At 65.3% G+C, this 22,010-nt stretch carries 23 protein-coding genes; 12 read left to right on the plus strand and 11 right to left on the minus strand.

Features of this window, described 5'->3' with window-relative positions; genetic code table 11:
- Positions 1-2: 2 nt before the first annotated feature.
- Positions 3-488 carry a MarR family winged helix-turn-helix transcriptional regulator gene (locus J2R76_RS32070; protein WP_057017738.1) on the minus strand — a complete coding sequence of 162 codons (486 nt, stop codon included), beginning with the start codon at positions 486-488 and terminating at the stop codon, positions 3-5.
- A 212-nt stretch (positions 489-700) separates the two neighbouring features.
- On the opposite strand from J2R76_RS32070, the gene J2R76_RS32075 reads away from it, so the two are divergent.
- The 4 genes from J2R76_RS32075 to J2R76_RS32090 are packed head-to-tail and all read left to right on the plus strand — an operon-like array spanning position 701 to position 1,614.
- A complete protein-coding gene (locus J2R76_RS32075; RefSeq protein ID WP_076827404.1) occupies positions 701-895 on the plus strand; it encodes a hypothetical protein in 195 nt (64 codons plus the stop codon).
- Between the two features lie 16 nt (positions 896-911).
- Positions 912-1,139 (plus strand): DUF6894 family protein, encoded by a 228-nt coding sequence (locus J2R76_RS32080; RefSeq protein ID WP_057017740.1) that lies wholly within the window; start codon positions 912-914, stop codon positions 1,137-1,139.
- On the plus strand, positions 1,136-1,372 hold the full coding sequence (locus J2R76_RS32085) for a hypothetical protein (RefSeq protein ID WP_229190373.1): 237 nt from the start codon (positions 1,136-1,138) through the stop codon (positions 1,370-1,372). The genes J2R76_RS32080 and J2R76_RS32085 overlap by 4 nt, the downstream gene beginning before the upstream one ends.
- Before the next feature lie 29 nt (positions 1,373-1,401).
- Positions 1,402-1,614: a hypothetical protein gene (locus J2R76_RS32090; protein WP_028333636.1), complete on the plus strand. Its 213-nt coding sequence runs from the start codon at positions 1,402-1,404 to the stop codon at positions 1,612-1,614.
- A gap of 58 nt (positions 1,615-1,672) precedes the next feature.
- On the opposite strand, the gene J2R76_RS32095 is transcribed toward J2R76_RS32090, so the two are convergent.
- Positions 1,673-2,230 (minus strand): HNH endonuclease, encoded by a 558-nt coding sequence (locus tag J2R76_RS32095; RefSeq protein WP_016845270.1) that lies wholly within the window; start codon positions 2,228-2,230, stop codon positions 1,673-1,675.
- A 191-nt stretch (positions 2,231-2,421) separates the two neighbouring features.
- Here J2R76_RS32095 and J2R76_RS32100 point away from each other — a divergent pair, with 191 nt between their 5' ends.
- Positions 2,422-4,176, plus strand: coding sequence for a chloride channel protein (locus J2R76_RS32100; protein WP_253625349.1), 1,755 nt, complete (start codon positions 2,422-2,424; stop codon positions 4,174-4,176).
- A 157-nt stretch (positions 4,177-4,333) separates the two neighbouring features.
- Here J2R76_RS32100 and J2R76_RS32105 read toward each other — a convergent pair whose 3' ends face one another.
- The 6 genes from J2R76_RS32105 to J2R76_RS32130 form a co-directional block, all read right to left on the minus strand.
- Positions 4,334-5,305: a peptidyl-alpha-hydroxyglycine alpha-amidating lyase family protein gene (locus tag J2R76_RS32105; protein ID WP_253625350.1), complete on the minus strand. Its 972-nt coding sequence runs from the start codon at positions 5,303-5,305 to the stop codon at positions 4,334-4,336.
- Positions 5,306-5,414: 109 nt separating this feature from the next.
- Positions 5,415-7,202 carry an NAD(P)/FAD-dependent oxidoreductase gene (locus J2R76_RS32110; protein ID WP_229190370.1) on the minus strand — a complete coding sequence of 596 codons (1,788 nt, stop codon included), beginning with the start codon at positions 7,200-7,202 and terminating at the stop codon, positions 5,415-5,417.
- Positions 7,203-7,313: 111 nt separating this feature from the next.
- Positions 7,314-8,399 carry a DUF2855 family protein gene (locus J2R76_RS32115; RefSeq protein ID WP_057017777.1) on the minus strand — a complete coding sequence of 362 codons (1,086 nt, stop codon included), beginning with the start codon at positions 8,397-8,399 and terminating at the stop codon, positions 7,314-7,316.
- 104 nt (positions 8,400-8,503) lie between these two features.
- Positions 8,504-10,021, minus strand: a complete 1,518-nt coding sequence (locus tag J2R76_RS32120; RefSeq protein ID WP_253625351.1) for an acyl-CoA synthetase — start codon at positions 10,019-10,021, stop codon at positions 8,504-8,506.
- A gap of 15 nt (positions 10,022-10,036) precedes the next feature.
- Positions 10,037-11,227: an ABC transporter substrate-binding protein gene (locus J2R76_RS32125; RefSeq protein WP_253625352.1), complete on the minus strand. Its 1,191-nt coding sequence runs from the start codon at positions 11,225-11,227 to the stop codon at positions 10,037-10,039.
- Positions 11,228-11,256: 29 nt separating this feature from the next.
- Positions 11,257-12,228 (minus strand): nitronate monooxygenase family protein, encoded by a 972-nt coding sequence (locus J2R76_RS32130; RefSeq protein WP_253625353.1) that lies wholly within the window; start codon positions 12,226-12,228, stop codon positions 11,257-11,259.
- Positions 12,229-12,407: 179 nt separating this feature from the next.
- On the opposite strand from J2R76_RS32130, the gene J2R76_RS32135 reads away from it, so the two are divergent.
- On the plus strand, positions 12,408-13,295 hold the full coding sequence (locus J2R76_RS32135) for a LysR family transcriptional regulator (protein ID WP_057017747.1): 888 nt from the start codon (positions 12,408-12,410) through the stop codon (positions 13,293-13,295).
- Positions 13,296-13,406: 111 nt separating this feature from the next.
- Here J2R76_RS32135 and J2R76_RS32140 read toward each other — a convergent pair whose 3' ends face one another.
- Together J2R76_RS32140 and J2R76_RS32145 are read right to left on the minus strand one after the other, a co-directional pair.
- Positions 13,407-14,969 (minus strand): glycosyl hydrolase family 17 protein, encoded by a 1,563-nt coding sequence (locus tag J2R76_RS32140; RefSeq protein ID WP_229193515.1) that lies wholly within the window; start codon positions 14,967-14,969, stop codon positions 13,407-13,409.
- Between the two features lie 166 nt (positions 14,970-15,135).
- On the minus strand, positions 15,136-15,789 hold the full coding sequence (locus tag J2R76_RS32145; protein WP_253625354.1) for a DNA-3-methyladenine glycosylase: 654 nt from the start codon (positions 15,787-15,789) through the stop codon (positions 15,136-15,138).
- Between the two features lie 133 nt (positions 15,790-15,922).
- Between J2R76_RS32145 and gluQRS the strand changes: the two genes are divergently transcribed.
- Positions 15,923-16,792, plus strand: coding sequence for a tRNA glutamyl-Q(34) synthetase GluQRS (gluQRS, locus tag J2R76_RS32150; RefSeq protein WP_168857844.1), 870 nt, complete (start codon positions 15,923-15,925; stop codon positions 16,790-16,792).
- Between the two features lie 115 nt (positions 16,793-16,907).
- Positions 16,908-18,254, plus strand: coding sequence for an ATP-binding protein (locus tag J2R76_RS32155; protein WP_253625355.1), 1,347 nt, complete (start codon positions 16,908-16,910; stop codon positions 18,252-18,254).
- Here the strand turns inward: J2R76_RS32155 and J2R76_RS32160 are convergent.
- The gene (locus tag J2R76_RS32160; protein ID WP_370143883.1) at positions 18,181-19,041 is read right to left on the minus strand and encodes a YihY/virulence factor BrkB family protein; all 861 of its coding nucleotides are present in this window, start codon (positions 19,039-19,041) and stop codon (positions 18,181-18,183) included. The two genes, J2R76_RS32155 and J2R76_RS32160, sit on opposite strands and share 74 nt — an antisense overlap.
- Positions 19,042-19,207: 166 nt before the next feature.
- Here J2R76_RS32160 and J2R76_RS32165 point away from each other — a divergent pair, with 166 nt between their 5' ends.
- The 4 genes from J2R76_RS32165 (at position 19,208) to J2R76_RS32180 (ending at position 21,871) form a co-directional block, all read left to right on the plus strand.
- On the plus strand, positions 19,208-19,402 hold the full coding sequence (locus tag J2R76_RS32165; protein WP_028340366.1) for a twin transmembrane helix small protein: 195 nt from the start codon (positions 19,208-19,210) through the stop codon (positions 19,400-19,402).
- Between the two features lie 79 nt (positions 19,403-19,481).
- Positions 19,482-20,054 carry a cob(I)yrinic acid a,c-diamide adenosyltransferase gene (locus tag J2R76_RS32170; RefSeq protein WP_253625356.1) on the plus strand — a complete coding sequence of 191 codons (573 nt, stop codon included), beginning with the start codon at positions 19,482-19,484 and terminating at the stop codon, positions 20,052-20,054.
- Positions 20,055-20,171: 117 nt separating this feature from the next.
- Positions 20,172-20,921 carry an electron transfer flavoprotein subunit beta/FixA family protein gene (locus J2R76_RS32175; RefSeq protein WP_016845285.1) on the plus strand — a complete coding sequence of 250 codons (750 nt, stop codon included), beginning with the start codon at positions 20,172-20,174 and terminating at the stop codon, positions 20,919-20,921.
- On the plus strand, positions 20,921-21,871 hold the full coding sequence (locus J2R76_RS32180; protein WP_057017750.1) for an electron transfer flavoprotein subunit alpha/FixB family protein: 951 nt from the start codon (positions 20,921-20,923) through the stop codon (positions 21,869-21,871). The genes J2R76_RS32175 and J2R76_RS32180 overlap by 1 nt, the downstream gene beginning before the upstream one ends.
- Positions 21,872-22,010 lie beyond the last annotated feature (139 nt).

Genomic DNA, 22,010 nt, shown 5'->3' on the forward strand with positions numbered 1-22,010 from the left:
GACTATTTCGCCTCTGGAGCAGTCCTGGCTGGCGCAGTCCTGGCGTCCTGCAGGCGGCTCGCCCGCTGCTCGATGAGCTGCAGCGTCTCGAAGGTTACCGCAAGTTCCGCGCTGCCGATATCCTTCAGCAGGCTGGCCCGTACGCGACGCAGCACCCGATTGATCTCCTCTACCTTGGCTCCGCCGGCCGCGGTGAGATGCAGCGTCTTGGCGCGCCGGTCGGTCGGGTCCTCGCGACGCTCGACCAGGCCTTCAGACTGCAGCAGATCGATCAGCCGCACCAGTGAAGGCCCCTCGATTCCCAATTCATCCGCAAGCACGCCTTGCCGGACGTTTTCCCCCTGGCGGGACAACACCAGTAGCGGAATCGCCGTCGCGTAGGACAGTCCGTGGTCGGACAAGGCCTGATCCGACTCGCGGCGCCAGATCCGGGCCAGTCTGGTCACCAGGCGGCCGATCTCGGCGTGGATATGGGACTGTGAAGGCATGTAAACTAGATAGGATACGAACTATTAGGATACAACGATATAGTACGAACATCGCGGATGATCACGCGAATGCGATCCTGCGTGAGGGAGTGTCAGTACTGCTGCGGGATCGACCTCGATGCGCTGGTTATGCTCGGTTGCGGGCGGACCTTGAGCGCGGCGGGTTAGGAACACATCGGGATACAGATGCTTCTGTTCTTGAGGAGATTGTCATGAACAGAAAGCCGGTAACGCAGGATTCCGGACGCTCGAGCGACTGGGGTTCGCACGCGCAAACCGACAAGCCGTGGAAGGGAAACCCGGAGAAGGAGCAGCGCTCCGGAGATGCGAGGCGCTCAGGAGACGCGAAGGCCTCCGGAGACGAGAAGCCGGACCTGGAAAAGTGGCATGAATCGAACACGCATTGATGCGCGGAGATAGCCAATGTCCGCCTTTCATTTCGCGATCGTGAATGATGAGCGTGTGATCGATGCAACCGGTCAGCCGGTTGCCGACCGCGATGAAGCCATTGCGGTGGCCAAGCGGCTCGCCATCGACCTTGCGGAGACCCGACAGGAATATCTGGGCCGCGGCTACTACATCTCGGTGATCGGCAGCGACGCCCGCGAAATTCACCGCGAAAGCATCGACAGTGCCGCGAAGAGCGGATGAACGATGCCGCCCCGGCGGGCGGCAAGAGAGCAAGGCTTCGAGAACAAGGCTTTGAGAACAAGGCCTGGAGAGACCAAATGGATATGGGCCTTGAGATCATCTACGGCATCGGAGCGCTCGTGCTGCTGACCGCTTTGATCTTCGGCGTGCTTCAACACCATTTTCGCAGCAGGCGCACGGTGCAGGCCGGCGAGGAGGTCGTCCGCGACAGATACAAGCGGAATGAGACCTGACGCAGCGCCGCTGGCGCAAGGAGGAGACGATGGGATTGGCTCAATATGCGGTGATTGCAGCCGGCGAGGAATGGGGCGTCCTGCACGACGGCAATCTCAACGGCGGATACGCCACCAAGGAAGCTGCATTCGAATCCGCGGCGGCCGCCGCGGCTCTGGCGATCAGGATGGGGCACGAGGTCCACGTCAGCGTTCCCGGGCGCGAGGAGGGTGAAGCGGCCCTCACCAAGCGACCCGCCTGATCCAAATCACAGCAGTACGGCTTGCATTCGATGTGACGACGATGCGCGCCAGCGCGCTCTACGGATCGAGCTCAGTATCCCAGTAGAGATAATCGAGCCAGCTCTCGTGCAGATAGTTCGGCGGAAACAGCCGGCCGTTGCGATGCAGCTGATGCACGGTCGGGGCGTAGGGCGTCTGCTTCGGAAACATCTTGGCCTGCTGCGGCGTCAGATTGCCTTTGCGCAAATTGCAGGGCGAGCAGGCGGCGACGACGTTCTCCCAGGTGGTCTGGCCACCCTTGCTGCGCGGAATGATGTGATCGAAGGTGAGATCGTCGCCCGACAGGCAATACTGGCAGCTGAATCGGTCGCGCAGGAAAACGTTGAACCGGGTGAAGGCGGGGTGGGTGGTCGGCTTGACGAAGGACTTGAGGGATACGACGCTCGGCAGCTGGATTTCGAAGGAAGGACTTCGTACCGCCCGGTCGTAATATTCGACGATGTTGACACGATCGAGGAACACCGCCTTGATCGCGTCCTGCCAGGACCAGAGCGACAGCGGGTAATAACTCAGCGGCCGGAAGTCCGCATTCAAGACCAGCACCGGCCAACCGCCTTGCGAGACATGTGCGTTCAAATAACGCTCCTGACTCCCACTAGCTGCGAAGCAGCATGCACTCACATACTACAGGCAGCGTGACGGGATTGTGAAGAGCAATGAGCGGCTTATCCGCCGCGCCCTGCCATGTTCCTGCCCCGATTGCCTCCCGCCCGCGAGGCCCGTAAAGGGAGCCGCAAGGCCCTGTCGGCCAGTGACGGACCCTGCCGATGACCACGACCTCAAGCTATCTCGAGGCGCCGCGCCGGTTGCGCGCGTTCGTGCGCGCGCACGAGACGAGCCTTGTGGTGCTGGCGGTGCTGATCGGCGCCATTGGCGGCCTCGTGGTGGCGGTCATGAGCGGCCTCGTCACGGTGCTGCATTCGGTACTGTTCAATCTGCCGCTCGGCGACCGGTTGTCGAGCCAGCCCAGCATCGATCCCGTGCGCGCGCTCGTGGTTCCCACGATCGGCGGCCTGCTGCTGGGATTTGCATTCCTTCTGTTGCTCCGGGTGCGGCCGGCCCGCGAAATCGACCCGATCGAGGCCAACGCGCTTTATGGCGGGCGGATGTCGTTCCGCGGCAGCGTGATCGTGGCGCTGCAGACGATCTGGTCAAGCGGCGTCGGCGGCTCGGTCGGGCTCGAGGCCGGCTACACCCAGCTCTCCAGCGGCCTCGCCGCCTCGCTCGGGCGCGGCTTTCACCTCCGCCGCAACGACCAGCGAATCATGGTGGGCTGCGGTGCGGCGGCGGCGATCGCCGGCGCCTTCAGCGCGCCGCTTGCGGGTGCGTTCTACGCTTTCGAGCTTGTGATCGGCGGCTATACGCCGGCCAGCCTGACCCCGGTCGGCGTGGCGGCGGTGACCGGCTACTTCGTTGCCCATGCCTTCGAACCGCTGCCGCTCGGCGTCGGCGTCGGAACCGTCGGCGATGTGCTCGGACGGGATCTTGCGATTGCAGCGCTGCTCGGCATGGTCGCGGCCCTGACCGGCATTGCGATCATGCGCGGGGTGACGCTGTGCGAGGCGCTGCTGACCAAGAGCCGGCTGTGGCCGCCGCTGCGGCCGGCGCTCGGCGGGCTTGCGGTCGGCGCGATGGCGCTATTGACGCCGCAGGTGATGTCGTCGGGCCATGGCGCGCTGCGCTTCGCCGGCATCGTGGCGATGCCGCTTGCCTTCATCGCCGGCGTGTTCGCGCTGAAGGCGGTGGCCTCGATCATCTCGCTCGGCTCGGGCTTTCGTGGCGGATTGTTCTTCGCCACGCTGTTCATGGGCGCGCTCGGCGGCCGGCTGTTCGCCGCCGGCGTCGACATCGTGTGGCCGGGGCTGAACCTCGACCCCAACGCCTATGCGGTGATCGGCATGAGCGCGCTGTCGGCCTCGGTGATCGGCGGTCCACTGACGATGTCGTTCATCGCGCTGGAATCCACCGGCAACCTCTGGCTTACCACCGCGGTGCTGGTCGCGGTCATCATCTCGACCACGATCACGCGCGAGCTATTCGGCTATTCGTTCGCGACCTGGCGATTGCATCTGCGCGGCGAGACTATCCGCAGCGCCGCCGATATCGGCTGGATCCGCGATCTCACGGTCGGCAAGATGATGCGGCAGGACATGACGACGGTGAACGCCGCGATGCCGATCGAGGCGTTCCGCGAGGAATTCCCCCCGGGCTCGAAGACCCAGGTCGTCGCGGTCGACGGCGAGGGGCATTACGCCGGGCTTGCGCTGGTCGCCGAAGCGCATGCGCCCGATATCGAGGCCGACAAGGGGCTTGCCGCGATTCTGCGCTATGCCGATGTGGTGCTGCATCCCGGCATGAACGTGCAGGAGGCGATCGCGGTGTTCGACGCGGCCGAAGCGGAATCGCTCGCCGTGGTCGAAGGTGACCGCCGGCCGATCGGCCTGCTCACCGAAGCGCACGCCATGCGGCGCTACGCGGAAGAATCCGAGCAGCGCCGCCGCGAGGTGATCGGCGAGATTTGATTGCGCGGGAACGCTTTTCGACCCGTCATCCTGAGGAGCCGCGAAGCGGCGTCTCGAAGGATGCACGGCCACCAGCCGGGGGCCGTCGACCCTTCGAGACGCGCGCGATGCGCGCTCCTCAGGGTGACGGTGATGGAGTGACGGTGGGAGACTGAATCTAAACCTTCTCCAGCTTCTGCAGGCACCGCGTCACGCGCACCGCGGCCGGCATCTCGGTGTCCGGAAAGCTGGTCTTCCAGTCGGTGACGCCGACTTCGCCGACATAGATGTCGCCGCGGGAATCCAGCGCGATGCCGTGCGGCGCCAGGAATTTGCCGGTCTCGACGCCGGGGCCTTGCTCGCCGCCGAGGCGCGCGATGCGCTTGCCGGTGTGATCCACGATCGACAGTCTCGGGCCGAGATTGGGCACCTTGCGATTCACCGCCATGCCAGGGCCGAGTTCGCCGATCACGAAGTTCGGCTGCTTGCCACCGCCGCAGCAGCACAGCGCACAGGGCCGGTGCAGGTTGTTCCACTGCGTCTCGTATTTACCGTTGCCGTCGAACACCTGGACGCGGTGGTTCTCGCGGTCGGCGACATAGACCCAGCCATCGGCGTCGGTCGCGATGTTGTGCACGATGTTGAACTGGCCGGGGTCGGTGCCGGGCTCGCCCCAGGTTTTGATCAGCTTGCCATCCGGCGTGTATTTGTGGACGCAGGCATTGCCGTAGCCATCGGAGACATAGATCTCGCCCTTCGGCGACAGCGCGGTATGGGTGCAGCGGTGGAACGGCTCGCCGCTCATGAACGGCGCCGGCTTGTTCGGGATGCCGATCGTCAGCAGCACCTTGCCGTCGGTCGAGCATTTGCGCACGGTGTGGTCGCCGTCATCGGTGCAATAGAGATTGTCGTCGGCGTCGATATGCAGGCCGTGGGCACGCGAGAACACGCCTTCGCCCCAGCTCTTGATGAAATTCCCTGCGCGGTCGAGCACCACCATCGGATGGTCGCCGCGGTTGAAGACATAGACACGGTCCTTGCTGTCGACTGCGACGGACGCGACATCGGTCAGGCTCCAGCCGTCGGGCAGTTTTGCGAAGTTCTCCACCACGCGATAGCGGTGTTCGCCGGTGCCGAGGGTGATTGGCATGTTGTCTCTCCTCTGAGCCGTCATTCCGGGGCGATGCGCAGCATCGAACCCGGAAGCTCGAGATTCCGGGTCTGGTCCTTCGGACCAGCCCGGAATGACGATGGTGGGGTTAGGAAAAATCCGCCCGTGGCCCGACGTCGCGCGGCAACAGGCCTTCCTCGATCGCCTTGATCTGCAATGCGAGATAGCGCGAATTGATGCGGCATTGCGCGAGGCTGCCGGCGATGAACCACAGGCCGGGCTGCGGCGTGCGGGTGTACATGTTGCGCAGCTCCTGGCCGTCGCCGAAGCCCCAGATCGGGCCGACGCGCGCGGCCATCGCCTCGCCGAACAGCTTCTTCACCAGCTCTTCCTGCGGCCGGTAGCCGGTCGCGAGCACGATCAGGTCGGCGGCAATGATCTCGCCGTCTTTCAGCCGCGCGCCCTCGCTGACGAAGGTGTCGATGTCGGTGAATTGCTGCAGGGCGACCGCGCCGCTCGCGACGAGATCGGAGCAGCCGACGTTGAAGTAATAGCCGCCGCCGCGGGTCAGGTACTTGAACTGCCAGCCGGTGCCGCCATCGCCGAAATCAAGCTTGAAGCCCTTGCGCGTGAGGCCGTCGAGCAGCGGCTTGTCGAGCTCTTTCGACTGCTCGGTCATCAGCACATGGCTGCGCTTGGCGAGCACGAGCGGCATCGAGGTCGCGATCAGATCATTGTCCTCGAGCGTACCTTCATTGTAGGCGGCATAGGCCAGCTGCGCCGACGGCTCGATATTGGTGATCAGCGTCGAGGAGCGCTGTACCAGCGTGACCTCGGCGCCCGAGGAATGCAGGTCCTGCGCGATGTCGTGGCCGCTGTTGCCGGTGCCGATCACGAGCGCGCGCTTGCCGGTCCAGTTCTCGCCGTCCTCGTAGCGGCTGGAATGCATCACCTTGCCGCCAAAATCTTTCAAACCGGGGATGTCGGGCAGATTGGGAATGCCGCTGACGCCGGTCGCCATCACGACATGGCGCGGCTGCATTGTCCGTGTCGTGCCGTCGGCGCGGCGCAGCTCGACGGTCCAACGCCCATCCGCATCGTCATAGCTGCCGCCGACAAATTCGGTGCCGGTCCAGAAGTTCAGCTCCATGGCGTCGACATAGGATTCGAACCAGTTGGCGAGCTTGTCCTTCGGGATGTAGGTCGGCCAGTTCGGCGGGAATGGCATGTAGGGCAAATGATTGACCTGTACCTGGTTGTGCAGGGTCAGCGCGTGATAGCGCTTGCGCCAATTGTCGCCGACGCGCGCCTCGCGGTCGACGATCAGCGCGTCGATCTTGAGCTGCTGCAGCCGCGCGGCGATCGCAAGCCCGGCCTGTCCGCCGCCGACCACCAGCACATCAGGGTTGCGGTCGGCATATTCGGCGGATGCCTTGCGCAGGTCGAGCCAGTTGGGGCCGCGGAAGTCGCGCGAATAGGACTGCCCGCGCGGCCTGGTGTGGCCCTGCTGCTCCTCAAAACCCTTCAGCTCCTCGAGCGCCGTCAGCAAGGTCCAGGCCTTCAGGCGATCGTCGTCGGCGGCATCGGGGATCAGCCGCACGATGCCGTGGCCGCGGCCAACCGCCGTCTCGAATTTGAAGATCGCCTCGATCGCATGGGTACCAGCGCGCGTCACCCGTCGGGGCGGGGCGCGATCGGCATCGATGCGGAAGTCATGCGGCGCGCTGTGACGCGCATGCGCCGGCAGCTCCTCGATGATTGCGAAGGCCCGGTTGACGGTCTGGATGTTCCAGCTCAGCGCCAGCACGTCGCGCCAGTAGCTGTCGGGATGGAACAGTGGCTTCAGCAGCACATCGTCCGGGCTCGCCAGCGCATCTTCGAACTGCACAAGCCAATTGTCGGCGGCGACCGAAATATCGTCCGTCTTGTCGAGCATTGAGCGTTTCTCGCCATCGGCCGCCTTGCTGATATTTTCTTGGCGGCGTTCCCTTTCCGCGAAGCCTATACCCATTCGAAGGCGTGCAGAAAGGGCGCGACGAGATAGCGCCTATTCGGCCAGCGACAGGATCAGGCCTTGATCCGGTGGAACGCGGCCTTGCAGGGTATCGAGATAGGCCTCGCGCACCGCGGCCGGGCCCCGCCGCTCGACCACGTCAAGCCAATTCGGCAGATGCGGCACGAGCTCCGCCCATGCGGCGCCAAAACGCTGGTCGATGCCGCCGGGACCCCATTCCTTGGCGCGCTTGCGGATCTGGTCCGGGGCGAAGAACCAGACCGGCTTGGCGCCTGGCAGCGTCGGCTCCTCCGCCTCGCTCGCACGGTGCGTCAGCCCGACCCGGCCGGAATAGACCATCTGCGCGCCGAAGTGCCGGTGCAGACTTTCGCGCAGCGCACTGTTGCCGGCCATGTCGACATAGGCTGTCGGCTCGGCCGCCGGGATCGCGGCGACCTGGTCATAGGTGACGACCTCGTCATAGCAACCGAGCGAGCTGACGAAATCGACATTGCCCTTGGAGGTCAGCCCGATCACGGGGATACCCCGCTTGTGCACGAGATGGGCGAGGCCGAACGCGGTCTTGCTCGAGGCCGACGACAGGATGACGCGGCGTGCGCCGTAGAACGCATTCTCGGCGAGGGCGTCGTCGACCAGGAACGACAGCATGAACAAGGGCAGCAGCAGTGCGCGGAAATCGCCCTGCTGACCGGCATAGGTCGGATCGCCGGAGACGCGGGCATAGGCGTTGTAGACCGGCGAGACCTCCTGCCGGTGTGCCGCGCCATCGCGCAGGCCGCGCTTGTTGACGTCGGCCGCCTCGATCACCAGATGGGCCGCCATCGGGAGATAGCCGAACAGCGTTTCGCCGACGGCGATCATCGGATGTTTCGAGATCAGCACCTCGCCAAAGCCCCACACCGGGATGATGCCGTAGCCCTCGGGCGCCGGGAACAGATGCCAGTATTTCAGCTGCTCGCCGATCACGGCGTAGGTGATGTTGTTGGCGGTGAAGGCGAAGCGGGTCACCTTCACCAGCAGCGCATCGGCCGGCAGCGCCGCGGCATCGGGCAACTGCGTCTCGATCACCTTGCACTGTTGCAGGTCGTTGCGGATGACGATGAAGTCGGTCGAGTTCATGGCGATGATCCCAGCTTCCGATGCGCCGGCATCGTTGCGTCGATTGCCGGCCTTTTGCAACAGCAACTAAGTTTCAAACGCCGTTCGCTTCGCCGTCACATCGTTCAGCGAAGCTGTCCTTCGCGGTAGAGGTCGCGCAGCTTGCGCTTGAAGATCTTGCCGGTGGCTTCCCGCGGCAGCGCGTCCATGAAGCGGATATCCTTGGGCACCTTAAAGTTGGCGAGCTTGCCGCGGAGAAAATCCTGGATCGCGCTGATCGACAGGGTCGCGCCGGCTTCCGGCTCGACGCAGGCGAACAGCCGCTCGCCGTATTCGTCGTCGGGAACGCCGAACACCGCGCAGTCGCGGACGCCTGCCATGCCGATAAGGGCATTCTCGATCTCGGCGGGATAGATGTTGACGCCGCCCGAGATCACCATGTCGCGCTTGCGGTCGCACAGGAACAGATAGCCGTCCGCGTCGAGATAGCCGACATCGCCGACGCTGATCAGTCCGTCGTGATCGGCCTCGGCGCGCGCCTTGGCGTTGCCGTGATAGTCGAAGTCCGAGATCAACGTCTGACGCATGAAGATCTCGCCGGGCTCGCCGACGTCGCATTGCGTCCCGTCGGGCCGGAAGATCTTGACGATGCCGCCTTCGATCGCGCGGCCGACGGTGCCGGGCTTGGCCAGCGCTTCGGCTGACGAATGCCAGACCGGGATGCCGGTCTCGGTCGAGCCGAGATATTCGTTGATGACCGGTCCCCACCACTCGATCATCGCGCGCTTGACGTCGACAGGGCAGGGCGCCGCGCCGTGGACGATGAAGCGCAGCGACGACAGGTCGTGGCGGCGCCGCGTCTCCTCGGGCAGGCGCAGCAGCCGCACGAACATGGTCGGCACCATATGCATGTGGGTGACATGGTGGCGCTCGATCAGTTGCAGCAGATCTTCCGGATCGAAGCGCGGCTCAAGCACGATCTTGCAGCCGTTGCGGAACGCGAGCATTCCGTAGGAGTGCGGCGCCGAATGATACATCGGGCCGTTCATCAGGATCACCTGATCCTCGTTCGGCTTGACGCCGTAGGTGATGGCGCCGACGCGCGCGGCCGCCGCCTGCTGCTCGGGCCGCATCGGCTTGCGCTTGACGCCCTTCGGCAGCCCTGTTGTGCCCGAGGTGTAGAACATCGGCGCCGCGCCGATCGGCGCGTCGGTCAGCGGTTGATGCGTCTCGCGCCAGACGTCCCAGTCGGTCATGCCGTCGGGCACGGGGGTGATCGCCGGCGCCACGCCGTAGGCCGCGGCGATTTCCGGCGGCGTCGTCACCACGAGCAGCTTGATTGCCGGCGGCAGCCCGTCGCGGATCTGCGGCAGCAGATCGGCGTGGCAGACCAGCGTGTCGGCGCCGCTGTCGGACAGGATGTAGGCGACCTCGTCGGCCTTCAGATGCCAGTTGATCGGCACCACCGGGCTGCCGAGCGCGGCCGAAGCCGCGACCACCTCGAACAGCGCGAAATCGTTGCGCAGCATCATGCCGACCGGCTTGCCGCCCTGCACGCCGAGCGCCCGGAAGCCGCTGGCCGCCCGCGCGATGCGGGCGTGAATGTCGCCGTAGCTGATCTGTCTTTCGCCGCTGATGACCATGTCGCGCCTCGTCTTCTAGCGATCGTCCAGGATCTCGCCGAAGCTGATCCAGCTCTTGCCGTTGAACCGGCGCAGCCGCAACTGCTGGAACGGCAGGTAGTCGTCCGGCCCGGTCGATACCGTCATGCCCGGCAACAATAGCGGCAGCGGAACGTCGCGCAATGACGCCGCCTGGCGCATGATGTTTTCGCGGCTGAAATCGTTCTTGCAGGCCTTCAGCACGGCCATCAGCAGTGTCGCATAATGATAGCCCGCCGAGTAGTTCGAGTTGCTGAGGTCCGCATTGGGCAGGTACTGCTTCATGAAGGCAAGATAGTCCTTCACGGCGGGATCATCGGCCCATTGCGCATCCATCGTGTCCTTCTGGTTGCTGGACGAGATCAGGCCGACCGCGTTCTCGAGCCCGGCGGGCTCCAGGAACGAGATCGACGACGCGGAGGTCGGCACGAAGAACAGGTCCGGCTTCCAGCCGATCTCGGCCACGCCCTTGATCATCTGCGGCGTGAACTTGCCGAGCACGACACCGAACAGCACATCGGCACCGGACGCCTTCAGGGTCGCGAGCTGCGAGCTGATGGTGGGCGCTGAGGTCTCGTAGCTCGCTTCCGCGACGATCATGCTCGCGGCCTTGCCGCCGAGCGCACGCTTGAAGCCGGCGACATAGTCGCGGCCGAAATCGTCGTTCTGCGCAAGGATCGCGACCTTTGCGTCGGGCTTGGCCTGCAGCACATATTTGGCATAGACCACGCCCTCAGATTCGTAGGACGCCATGCCTGGCATGGTCCACGGATAGGTCTTCGGGTCGGCCCATTTGGTCGCGCCGCTCAGCACGAACAATTGCGGGATCTTCTTGCTGTTGAGATAGCGGTGCACGGCGTTGTTGGTGGCGGTTCCGAGCGAGCCGAACATCATCAGCACCTCCTCCTGCTCCACCAGCTTGCGGGTCTGCTCGACGGTCTTCGGCGGCGAATAGGCGTCGTCCAGCGTGATGAATTTCACCTGCCGGCCGTTGATGCCGCCCTCCGCGTTGACCCTCGCGAAAAACGCTTCTTGGGCGCGGCCGATGGTGCCGAAGCCGGAGACCGGTCCGCTATAGGGCAGCGTCTGGCCGATCCGGATCGCTTCGTTGCCGTTGTCGGCGGCGGCCGTGCTGGCTATCGCGCAGACCGCAAGCGCGGCTGCCAGCGCGTGTTGCGCTCGTTTCATGGTTCGCTCCCGGACTTTGTGAAACAGCGTCAGGCGCTGGCGCGCAGGAAGTCGCCGCGCGCCGCGGCGAACTCGGACTTGAGCCGCGCCACCAGTTCGGCGACCGGCGGGGCGTCGGTGATCTGGCCGATGCCCTGGCCCGAGCCCCAGATGTCGCGCCAGGCCTTGGCCTTCATGTTGCCGCCGGAGCCGAAGTTCATGCTGGATTTGTCGGCGGCCGGCAGATTGCCCGGATCGAGGCCTGCCGCCGCGATCGACGGTCCGAGATAGTTGCCGTGCACGCCGGTGAACAGGTTCGAATAGATGATGTCGTGCGCGGCGTATTCGGTCAGCGCCTGCTTGTACCTGATATCGGCGTTGGCTTCCTCGGTCGCGATGAAGCGGGTGCCGATATAGGCGAGGTCGGCGCCGAGCGCGAGCGCGGATGCGATGCTCCAGCCGTCGGAGATCGCGCCTGACAGCAGGATCGTGCCGTTGAACCATTGCTTGACCTCGCGCACCAGTGCGAACGGCGACAGCGTGCCGGCATGGCCGCCGGCGCCGGCGCAGACCAGGATCAGGCCGTCGACGCCCTGCTCGGCGGCCTTGCGCGCGTGCTTCACGTTGATGACGTCGTGGAACACCACGCCGCCATAGGAGTGCGCGGCCTCGACGATCTCGGACGGCGGGCGCAGCGAGGTGATGATCACGGGTACCTTGTGCTTCACGCAGGTTTCCATGTCGCGCATCAGCCGGTCGTTGGAGGCGTGGCAGATCTGGTTGACGGCGTAGGGTGCGACCTTCTTTTCCGGATGCAGCGCCTGGTACTCGCCGAGCTCGTTCTCGATCTGGGTCAGCCATTCGTCGAGCTTTTCGGCCGGGCGGGCGTTCAGCGCCGGGAACGAGCCGACGATGCCGGCCTTGCACTGCGCGATCACGAGTTCGGGCCCCGAGACGATGAACAGCGGGGAGCCGACGACCGGCAGTTCAAGCCTGTTGGCGAGCGAAACGGGCAGCGTCATTTTCGGATCCTCCATGCGCGTCGCCCGGCCGGCAGCCGGGGCGGATCGCGATTTATTGTGATGGCTGGAGCGGTGGCGCTCTTGGCGCGGCAATATAAGGCTGGACGGCTCGGTCATGACGTTCAATATTGAACATCGGATCGACCAGAAATGAACGATGTCGCAAGAAGGGGAGCGGCATGGACTGGGAGCTTTGCAAGACATTCGTCGCGGTGGCGGAGACACGCAGCCTTGCCGGGGCGGCACGGCGGCTGCGCATCAGCCATCCCACCGTCGGCCGCAACGTCGCGGCGCTCGAGCAGCAACTCGGCACCCGCCTGTTCGCGCGTTCCAATGACGGCCTGTCGCTGACGTCGCATGGCCGCAAATTCCGCGAGCACGCCGAAGCGATGGCCGCGGCGGCCTTGCGCGCGGAGGCGGCCGCGTCCGCCACCGGTGGGCAGGCGCGCGGTGTCGTGAAGCTGTCGATCGGCGCGACGCTGGCCGCGCACTGGCTGATGCCGCGCCTCGGCCCGTTCCTGCGCGATCACGCCAACATCCAGCTCGAGATCATCACCCATCCGTTCCCGGCCAGCGTGCGCCGCCGCGAGGCCGACGTGGTGCTACGGCCGGTCGATGCGGGCGAGGAGAACCTGATCGGGCGCAAGATCGGGCGGCTCGGCACCGGCTTCTACGCTTCCCGCGACTATGCGGCAGGCCGCAAGCTGCCGGAGCGGCGGGACGAGTGGCGGGGCCACCATGTGATCGGCTTTGCCGACCAAGCCTCGAACGCGCATCTGGCGCGCTGGAGCGATGTCATCACCCGGCAGGGCACGCTGGTGATGCGCTGTTCCTCGCAAGGCGACATGCTGGCAGCGGCGCGGGCTGGGCTCGGGATTTGCGCGCTGTCCTGCCTGGTCGGGGCCGACTACCCCGATCTGGTGCGGGTCGCGCCGCAAAAGCTCTCGAGCCTCTCCGATCTCTGGCTGCTCGCCCATCCCGATCTGGTCGAGCTTCCCGCGGTGCGCGCCGTCATCGGCTTCGTCACCGACTGCGCGCGCGAGGATCGCGTCAGGCTGCGCGGCTAGAGCGTTTTCGAGCGAAGTGGATACCGGTTCGCGTGAAGAAAACGCGTCAAAACAAGAATCTAGAGCGCCGTTCCGATTCCATCGGAACGGGAAACGCTCTAGGTCGCGTTGTCAAGCACGCGCCCGCAACAGCGTCACCGCGAGCAGGACAAAGGCCGCGCAGGTCCACAGCGACTGCCAGTTCTCCGCCCCTTCGTTGAATCCTGTGTAGATCGCCGTTGCAATGAAAATGCCGGCAAAGATCGACTCCGCCAGTGGGCGGATTCCCTTCGTGGGAGGATTGAGCAGCGTCACGGCCGCAAAGGGCACCGCCGCCATGGTGAGAGGCGCGAAAGGGAAATCAATGAAGCGCGGGTCGAACACGAGACCGATTGCGGTCGCCGTGCCGATCACGACGGTGATCATCAAGGCCAGTCCGTGCAGGGTTGCCAGCACCGATTCAGTGTGGTGACCCTTCGGACCCAACACTTCGAAAAAGCTGGGCGGTGCGCGGCCCGACATCAGGGCGTTGGCGCTCAACACCGGCGAAGCCGTGGCCGCCACCAGCAGCGAGCCCCACACAAGCCAGCCTCCCGTTCCGTAGCTTTCATAGACCAATCTTTGCTCGGCGACGCCAAACAGGATTCCAGCCGTGGTCGCCGATAGCGCGACCGCAAGCCATGACGCGAATGCGGGCTTTCTCGGCTTGCGGCGCAAGGTCAGCCATGCCGCGCCGAAGACGAGGATCGCCAGGCCCATTCCGCTGACCATTTGCAGCTTCCAGAGCGGAAAATTGCTGACCGGTTGGCCCGGCGGATATTTCGGCATGCGCTGCTCGGAATCGAACAGGCCCCAGGAGCCGCCGACCGTGCCCTCGATCTCCCGCTTCCAGCCTTCATCATAGGCCTCGAACAGGTTGACGCGGAAATGCTGGCGCCGGGCAAGGTCGAGGACCTCCGAAACCACTCGCGCCTGATTGATGCGGGACGGCAGCGCGGACTCGCGCATGCGCCCCTCGCTGGGCCAGCCGATTTCTCCGATAAAGATTTCCTTGCCTGGAAAAGCCGCGGCGATCTGCCGGCGCATCTCGTCGGCGTGAGCGGCGGCATCTTCCGCCCGGATTGGAACATTTTCCCAATAGGGCAGGATGTGAACCGTGACGAAGTCGACGGCGTCGGAAAGCTCGCGATTGCTCAGCCAGAATTCCCAGACGTCGGCATAGGTGACGGGCACGGAGACCTGCGCCTTGATCGAGCGGATCGTGGCGGCAAGGTCGGAAGCCGACATTTCCTTGCGTAGCAAGACTTCGTTGCCGACCACGAGCGCGATGATGGTTTCCGGATATTCCTGGGCGAGGCGGATCGCGGTGGCGACCTGCGTTGCATTCTTCTTGCGGTCTCGATCGAGGAAGATGCCCTGGATGACCTTCAGCCCCGCCTTGGCCGCGAGTGCGGGAATCTGATCGAGACCAAGATCGGTCGCATAGGTGCGGATGCAGTCGGATATCTTCGCGAGTTGCGCGAGGTCTTCCGCGATCTGTTCCGGCGAGACCTGCGTCGCCGGCGAAAGCGATGTCTGATTGTTACGGAACGGCGCGTACGAGATGCATTGCACCTTGTCGTTCGGATCGATCGGCGCGCGCGGCAGGTCGACCGGGATGCCGAGCCACCACCACGCCGCGGCGATCGCGCCCAGGGATAACGAGAGAAGCGTCAGCGGGATACGGAAAGAAATCAGGTCCGTCTCCTTGCAATAAGGACGTGCTGCGCGTGCAAAATGGGCGAGGCCGGCAAATTGAAAAACTATATGTCTGCTGATTCTATATCACGCGATCACGCAGTTGGTGTGTTTTTCTCCACGACTACTTTGCACCGGCGATCACGCCCTCGCGATTTCTGAGCACGCGATAATATGCCCACCACAGATGCGCTGCGGCGCCGCGCAGCGGACGCCACGGCTCCGCAAGCGGCGCCATCTGCTTCGGCGTCGGCCGATCCTTCAAGCCGAGCCCGACCTTGACCGCTTCCTGCACGGCGAGGTCGCCCGCGGGCCAGGCATCGCCATGGCCGAGGCAGAACAGCAGATAGACATCGGCGGTCCACGGGCCGATCCCGGGCAGCGCCGTCAGCGTGTTGTGCGCCGCATCGGCCTCCTCATTGGCAAGGACGTCGAGGTTCAGCCGCTCCTCGGCGAGCTCGCGCGCGATGTGCTTCAGCGTCTTGATCTTGGCCGCCGACAGCCCGAGCCGGCCGAGCCGGTCGGCCCGCGCCTTGCGGATCGCGTCATGGTGGAACGGGTCGAACGCCGTGCTGACGCGCCCCCAGATCGCCGCCGCACTCGCGGTCGAGAGCTGCTGGCCGCAGATGATCGCGGCAAGCCCGGCAAATCCGGGCTCGCGCTGCCGGATCGCCGGCATGCCGGTCAGCTCCAGGATCGGGCGCAGGCGGCGGTCCTGCTCGACAAGTTTATGGATCGCGTCGTCGAGGTCGGCCTGGGTTTCGAGATGAATCAGCATTTGCGGGGTCTGCATCGGCTTGTCAGGCGCGGGCTTGACCCGCGCATCGATCTCCTATCGTAACAGAGTCTTGTCCGGGCGCATGAACCAGAGTCGCCGGGGCAAGCCCGGCAATGACGCGTGACCGATGACCATGCCACCCGCTTTCCGCTTCGCGCCGAGTCCGAACGGCTACCTGCATCTCGGCCACGCCTATTCGGCGCTGCTCAACCACGACCTCGCGCGGCAGTCGGGCGGACGCTTGCTGCTGCGGATCGAGGACATCGACGCGACGCGCTGCCGGCCGGAATTCGAGCAGGCGATTTATGAGGATCTGGCCTGGCTCGGCATCGCCTGGGAGACCCCGGTGCGGCGGCAGTCCGAGCATTTCGGCGCCTATGGCGCGGCGCTCGACCGCCTGTCGGCCCAGCGGCTGGTCTATCCGAGCTTCGAAAGCCGGGCCGAGATCGCGCGGCTGGTCGCGGAGCGCGAGGCCGGCGGCGCGTGGCCGCGCGATCCGGACGGCGTGCCGCTTTATCCGGGGCTGGCCAAATCGCTGTCGGCCGCGGCGCGCGACCGGCTGATCGGGCAGGGTGTGCCGTTCGCGTTGCGGCTCGACATGGCCTCAGCCCGCGCGCGCGCCGGCGACCTGCGTTGGCTGGAAGCGGGCGAGGGGCCGGCTGGCGAGAGCGGAGACGTCGTGGCCCGGCCTGAGGCCTGGGGCGACGTGATCCTGGCGCGCAAGGAGACCCCAACCAGCTACCATCTCTCGGTCGTGATCGATGACGCCCTGCAGGGCGTTACCGATGTCGTCAGGGGCGTTGACCTGTTCTGGTCGACCAGCGTGCATCGGCTGTTGCAGGAACTGCTCGGCCTGCCCGCGCCAAACTACCGGCACCACCGGCTGATCCGAGACGCGGCCGGCCAAAAGCTGTCGAAATCGACCCAGGCGACCGGACTGCGCGAATTGCGGGCGGCTGGGGCGAGCCCGGCCGATATCCGCCGCCTGGTCGGTTTGCAGTAGATTTTGGCCATTTGATCGCATCATGGCGTTTTGCGCAGGCGCGCCGTAAACGTCGCCGTGACTCCGGCCCGCCTGGCATGCCATGTTGTTGACCGGGGCGGGGATCACGGAGACCATGGCGTCAAAATCGCGCGCACGGCGCAGCAAGCGGCCATCCAAAAGGACGCCGCCGAAGGCGCGCGCCGCCAAACCGCGTGCTGCCAAGACACGAACTGCCAAAACACGAACTGCCAAGACACGAACGGCCAAGGCCCGCGCCGCCAAGGTGGCCGCCAGGCCGCGCCGCAAGCGGCCCGTGCCCAAGCCGGCCCCGAAGGCCGGTCCCGGCATGGTCGATGCCGCGCTTGCCGCCTTTGCCCATGAGGTGCGGACGCCGCTCACCGGAATCCTTGCGATCAGCAATCTGCTCGCGACATCCGATCTCGGCGAGCGCGAGCGGCGCTGGGTCGACACCATCAAGGCCGGCGCCGAACATCTGGCGAGCCTTGCGACCCTGTTCGTCGACGCCGCCCGGAGCGAGGGGCCGGGGCTCGAGATCCGGCAGGATTTCTTCGACTTGCGCACGCTGGCGCGTCACGCAGCGGATTCGTTGGCCGGCCGCGCGGCGGCCAAGGGGCTGCAGGCTTCCGTCGAGGTCTCCGACCAGTTGCCTGCCTTCGCGGTCGGCGATCCCGTCCGCCTGCGCGCGGCGCTGGAAAATCTGATCGACAACGCGGTGAAGTTCACCGAGCAGGGCAGCATTGAGCTGCGTATCGTGCCGGTGGGCGCGGTGAAGGGAAGGTCCGGCGACAAGATCGGCGTCGCGTTCGCGATCTCCGACAGCGGGATCGGCCTGACGCTATCGGAGGTCAAGCGCCTGTTCCGGCCGTTCTCGCAGGCCAACGTCTCGATCGCCGCGCGGTTCGGCGGTGCCGGGCTCGGCCTGTCGTCCGTCAGGCAGCTCGCGCGCGCCATGGGCGGCGACATCGTCGCGGACCGGCGCGCCGGCGGGGGCACCACCTTCACGCTCAAGGTGGAACTGGCGCCCGCCGAAGGGCCAGCCGGCACCGCCTCCGGCGAGAGCGCGGCGGCGCTGCTATCGCAAGGGCTGCGGCTGCTCAGTGTCGAGGACAATCCGTTCGGCCGCGTCGTGCTCAACACGATCCTGACCGAGCTCGGCCACCACGCCGAATTCGTCGGTCAGGGCGAGGCCGCGCCCGACCGGCTCGTGCAGGGCGCCTTCGACGCCGTGCTGATGGACATGGTGCTGCCCGGCATCGGCGGCATCGAGGCGATCAAGCGCATCCGCGCGCTGCCGCCACCGCACGGTCGCATCATGATTGTCGGGATTTCCGGCCGGGCCGAGGACGAAGCCACGGCGCGCGCTGCAGGTGCAGACGGCTTCCTGGTCAAGCCTGTGTCCCCGCGGGCGCTCGCGACTGCGCTGCATGAAGCGACACGCCGTGCGGCAACCGCGACTTGATGATCGCCGCATTCAACTCGCCGCCGAACACGAAAATCGCGGCGATGAAATACAGGAACACCAGTGCGATCACCACCGAGGCCAGCCCCGCATACATCGTGACGTAGTTGTTGGCGAAGCGTGCCAGGTACATGCCGAAGCCGATGCCCGAGAGCAGCGAGGCCACCATGGTGAAGATGATGCCGGGCAGGATTTGCGTGAAGCTGCGACGGCCCGCCGGCAGCCAGGCGTGCAGGATGAAGAGCGCGACGACCAGCGCCAGGATCGTGACGCCGTAGCGGGCGGTGTTGAGCAGGCTCTCGTTTGATTCGACGAAGAACGGGATATAGCGCCGCGCCGCCTCGATGATCAGCGGTCCGAGCACGATCAGGAAAGCCATCGCGAGCGAGGTGAACGCCGCGACCAGCGTGTAGCCGATCGACTCCAGCCGCAGCCAGTACCAGCGCCGCGGCTCGATCACGGCGTAGGCGCGGTTCAGCGCCACCCGCAGCGCCTCGACGCCGTTGGAGGCGAAGTAGACCGCGAGCACCGCGCCGATGGTCAGGATATCGCCGCGGGTGTTGGTCAGCACGTCGTGGATCTGGCCGGACAGCGCCTCGGCGACCTGCTGCGGCCAGACCTGCAGCATCAGCCCGACCGCCTGGTCGGCGAGTTGCTTGGAGCCGAAGAAGCCGGCCACCGAGGTCAGCACGATCAGGAACGGAAACAGCGCCATCAGCGTCGACAGCGCGATGTGGCTCGCGATCGCCCAGCCGTCGTCGGCGAGGAACGTGTAAAAGGCATCCATCACGACGTGGGTGACGTAACGAAGCTGCTTCACATTCCACCCGGCATTGTCGAAAACCGCTCGGCCCGAGAACCGACCCAGCATCTGATATTACGCGCTGAAAAGCCAGTTGGTTGCATGGCCGGGCTGTGTGGAAGTCCGCGTCCTGCGGTGTTATGTACCGCAAATGACATCTCTCCTCAGCACGATCATTCTTCCCATCGCCGTCGGCGCCGTCGCGCTGGTGCTCCTGCTCGGCCTCATCAACATGATGAAGGGGGGCTCGCCGAACACGTCGCAGAAGCTGATGCGGCTGCGCGTGCTGCTGCAGTTCGTCGCCATCGTCATCGCAATGCTCGCGGTCTGGGCGATGGGGCGTTAGGTGAGGTAGATTTGTCGGGCTATTCTCCACCTCTCCCGATCGGAGTGGTGGACTCGAACATCGAACACCGGAGCCTGCCATGGTCGTTCTCAATCGGATCTACACGCGCACCGGCGATGACGGCACCACCGCGCTCGGCTCCGGCGAGCGGCGGCCGAAATACGATCTGCGCATTGCCGCCTATGGCACGGTCGACGAGACCAATGCCGCGATCGGCGTGGTGCGGCTGCATCTTGCCGGCAGCCCCGCGGTCGATGCGATGCTCGGCCGGATCCAGAACGATCTGTTCGATCTCGGCGCCGACCTCGCGGTGCCCGAACGCGAGGGCAAGGCCGAACGTCTGCGGATGCTGGCAAGCCAGGTCGAGCGGCTCGAGCGCGATATCGACAGCCTGAACGACCAGCTCGCGCCGCTGACCTCGTTCGTGCTGCCCGGCGGCACGCCTGCCTCTGCCTATCTGCATCTCGCCCGGACGATATGTCGCCGCGCGGAACGGATGATGGTGGAACTCGCCGCCCAACCCGACGAGCCGGTCAATCGGGCTGGCATCCAGTATATGAACCGGCTGTCGGATTTCCTGTTCGTTGCCAGCCGCTTCCAGAACAGTAAGGGAGCGGGAGACGTGTTGTGGGTGCCGGGCCAGAACCGCTAAACTGGTTCAAAACCGGGGGACGGTTTTTTGGCTTTGGCGCGTTGACCGGGAGAAACGGGACCTTTAGGTTCCGCGCCAGCCAACCGAAACCCATAAAATCAAAGCGAAAGAGGATCGATGAAGGTTCTTGTGCCGGTAAAGCGGGTCGTCGACTACAACGTCAAGGTCCGCGTCAAGAGTGACGGGACGGGCGTGGAGCTCGCCAACGTCAAGATGTCGATGAACCCGTTCGACGAAATCGCCGTCGAGGAAGCGCTGCGGCTGAAGGAAGCCGGCAAGGCGACCGAAGTGGTGGTGGTGTCGATCGGACCCGCGCAGGCCTCCGAGACCATTCGCACCGGACTTGCGATGGGTGCCGACCGCGGCATCCTGGTCAAGGCCGAAGGCAATGTCGAACCGCTCGCTGTTGCCAAGATCCTGAAGGCGGTGGTCGAGGCGGAGCAGCCCGGCCTCGTCATTCTCGGCAAGCAGGCGATCGACGACGACTCGAACCAGACCGGCCAGATGCTGGCCGCGCTGCTCGGCTGGTCGCAGGCGACCTTCGCCTCCAAGCTCGAGGTCGAAGGATCCGACTTCAAGGTCACCCGCGAAGTCGACGGCGGCCTGCAGACCATCAAGCTCAAGGGCCCGGCGATCGTCACCACCGACCTGCGCCTGAACGAGCCGCGCTATGCGTCGCTGCCCAACATCATGAAGGCGAAGAAGAAGCCGATCGACGACAAGAGCGTCGCTGACTACGGCGTCGATGTGACGCCGCGTCTGGAAGTGCTGAAGACCGCGGAACCGGCAGGCCGCAAGGCGGGCGTCAAGGTCAAGGACGTCGCCGAACTCGTGAACAAGCTCAAGACCGAAGCCGGGGTTCTCTGATGACGACGCTGTTGATTGCTGAACACGACCACGAGACGCTGAAGGACGCGACCAACAAGGCGCTGACCGCGGCGAGCCAGCTCGGCGGCGATGTCCATGTGCTGGTTGCCGGTGGCGGCCAGGGCACCAAGGCGGCGGCGGAAGCAGCCGCCAAGCTTGCCGGCGTCACCAAGGTGCTGGTGGCCGAAGGCCCGGCCTATGAACACGACCTTGCCGAGCCGCTGGCCGCGCTGATCGTCGCGCTGGCTCCTGGCTATGACGCGTTCGTCGCGCCCGCGACCTCGCGCTTCAAGAATGTGATGCCGCGCGTCGCGGCCTTGCTCGACGTCATGCAGGTCTCCGAGATCATCAAGGTCGTCGCCCCCGACACCTTCGAGCGGCCGATCTATGCCGGCAACGCGATCCAGACCGTGAAGTCGAAGGACGCCAAGAAGGTGATTACGGTGCGCACCTCGACCTTCGCCGCCGCCGGCGAAGGCGGCAGCGCTGCGATCGATAACGCCGCTGCGGCCGCCGATCCCGGCCTGTCGACGTTCGTCGGCGAGGAAGTCGCCAAGAGCGACCGTCCCGAGCTGACCTCGGCCAAGATCATCGTCTCGGGCGGCCGCGCCATGCAGAGCCGCGAGAACTTCGCCAAGTACATCGAGCCGCTCGCCGACAAGCTCGGCGCCGGCGTCGGCGCCTCGCGCGCCGCGGTCGATGCCGGCTATGCGCCGAACGACTGGCAGGTCGGCCAGACCGGCAAGGTGGTGGCTCCGGAACTTTATGTCGCGGTCGGCATCTCCGGCGCGATCCAGCATCTGGCCGGCATGAAGGACTCCAAGGTGATCGTCGCCATCAACAAGGATGAGGACGCGCCGATCTTCCAGGTCGCCGATTACGGCCTGGTCGCCGACCTCTACCAGGCGGTTCCGGAGCTCACCGAAGCGCTCGGCAAGCTCGGAAAGTAAGCGACAAGACACCGGCCGGGTGGGTAAGCTCCGGCCGGTGTTATTATTTTCGAGGCAATGATCCGGAAACGTTTTTCCGAAAGGATCATGATCGACGGGGGAAAATGGGACCCGGGTATGATGACCTGTCATCACATCA

Origin of the sequence: Bradyrhizobium sp. USDA 4532 (assembly GCF_024171315.1) — a bacterium.
Lineage (GTDB): Bacteria > Pseudomonadota > Alphaproteobacteria > Rhizobiales > Xanthobacteraceae > Bradyrhizobium > Bradyrhizobium australafricanum.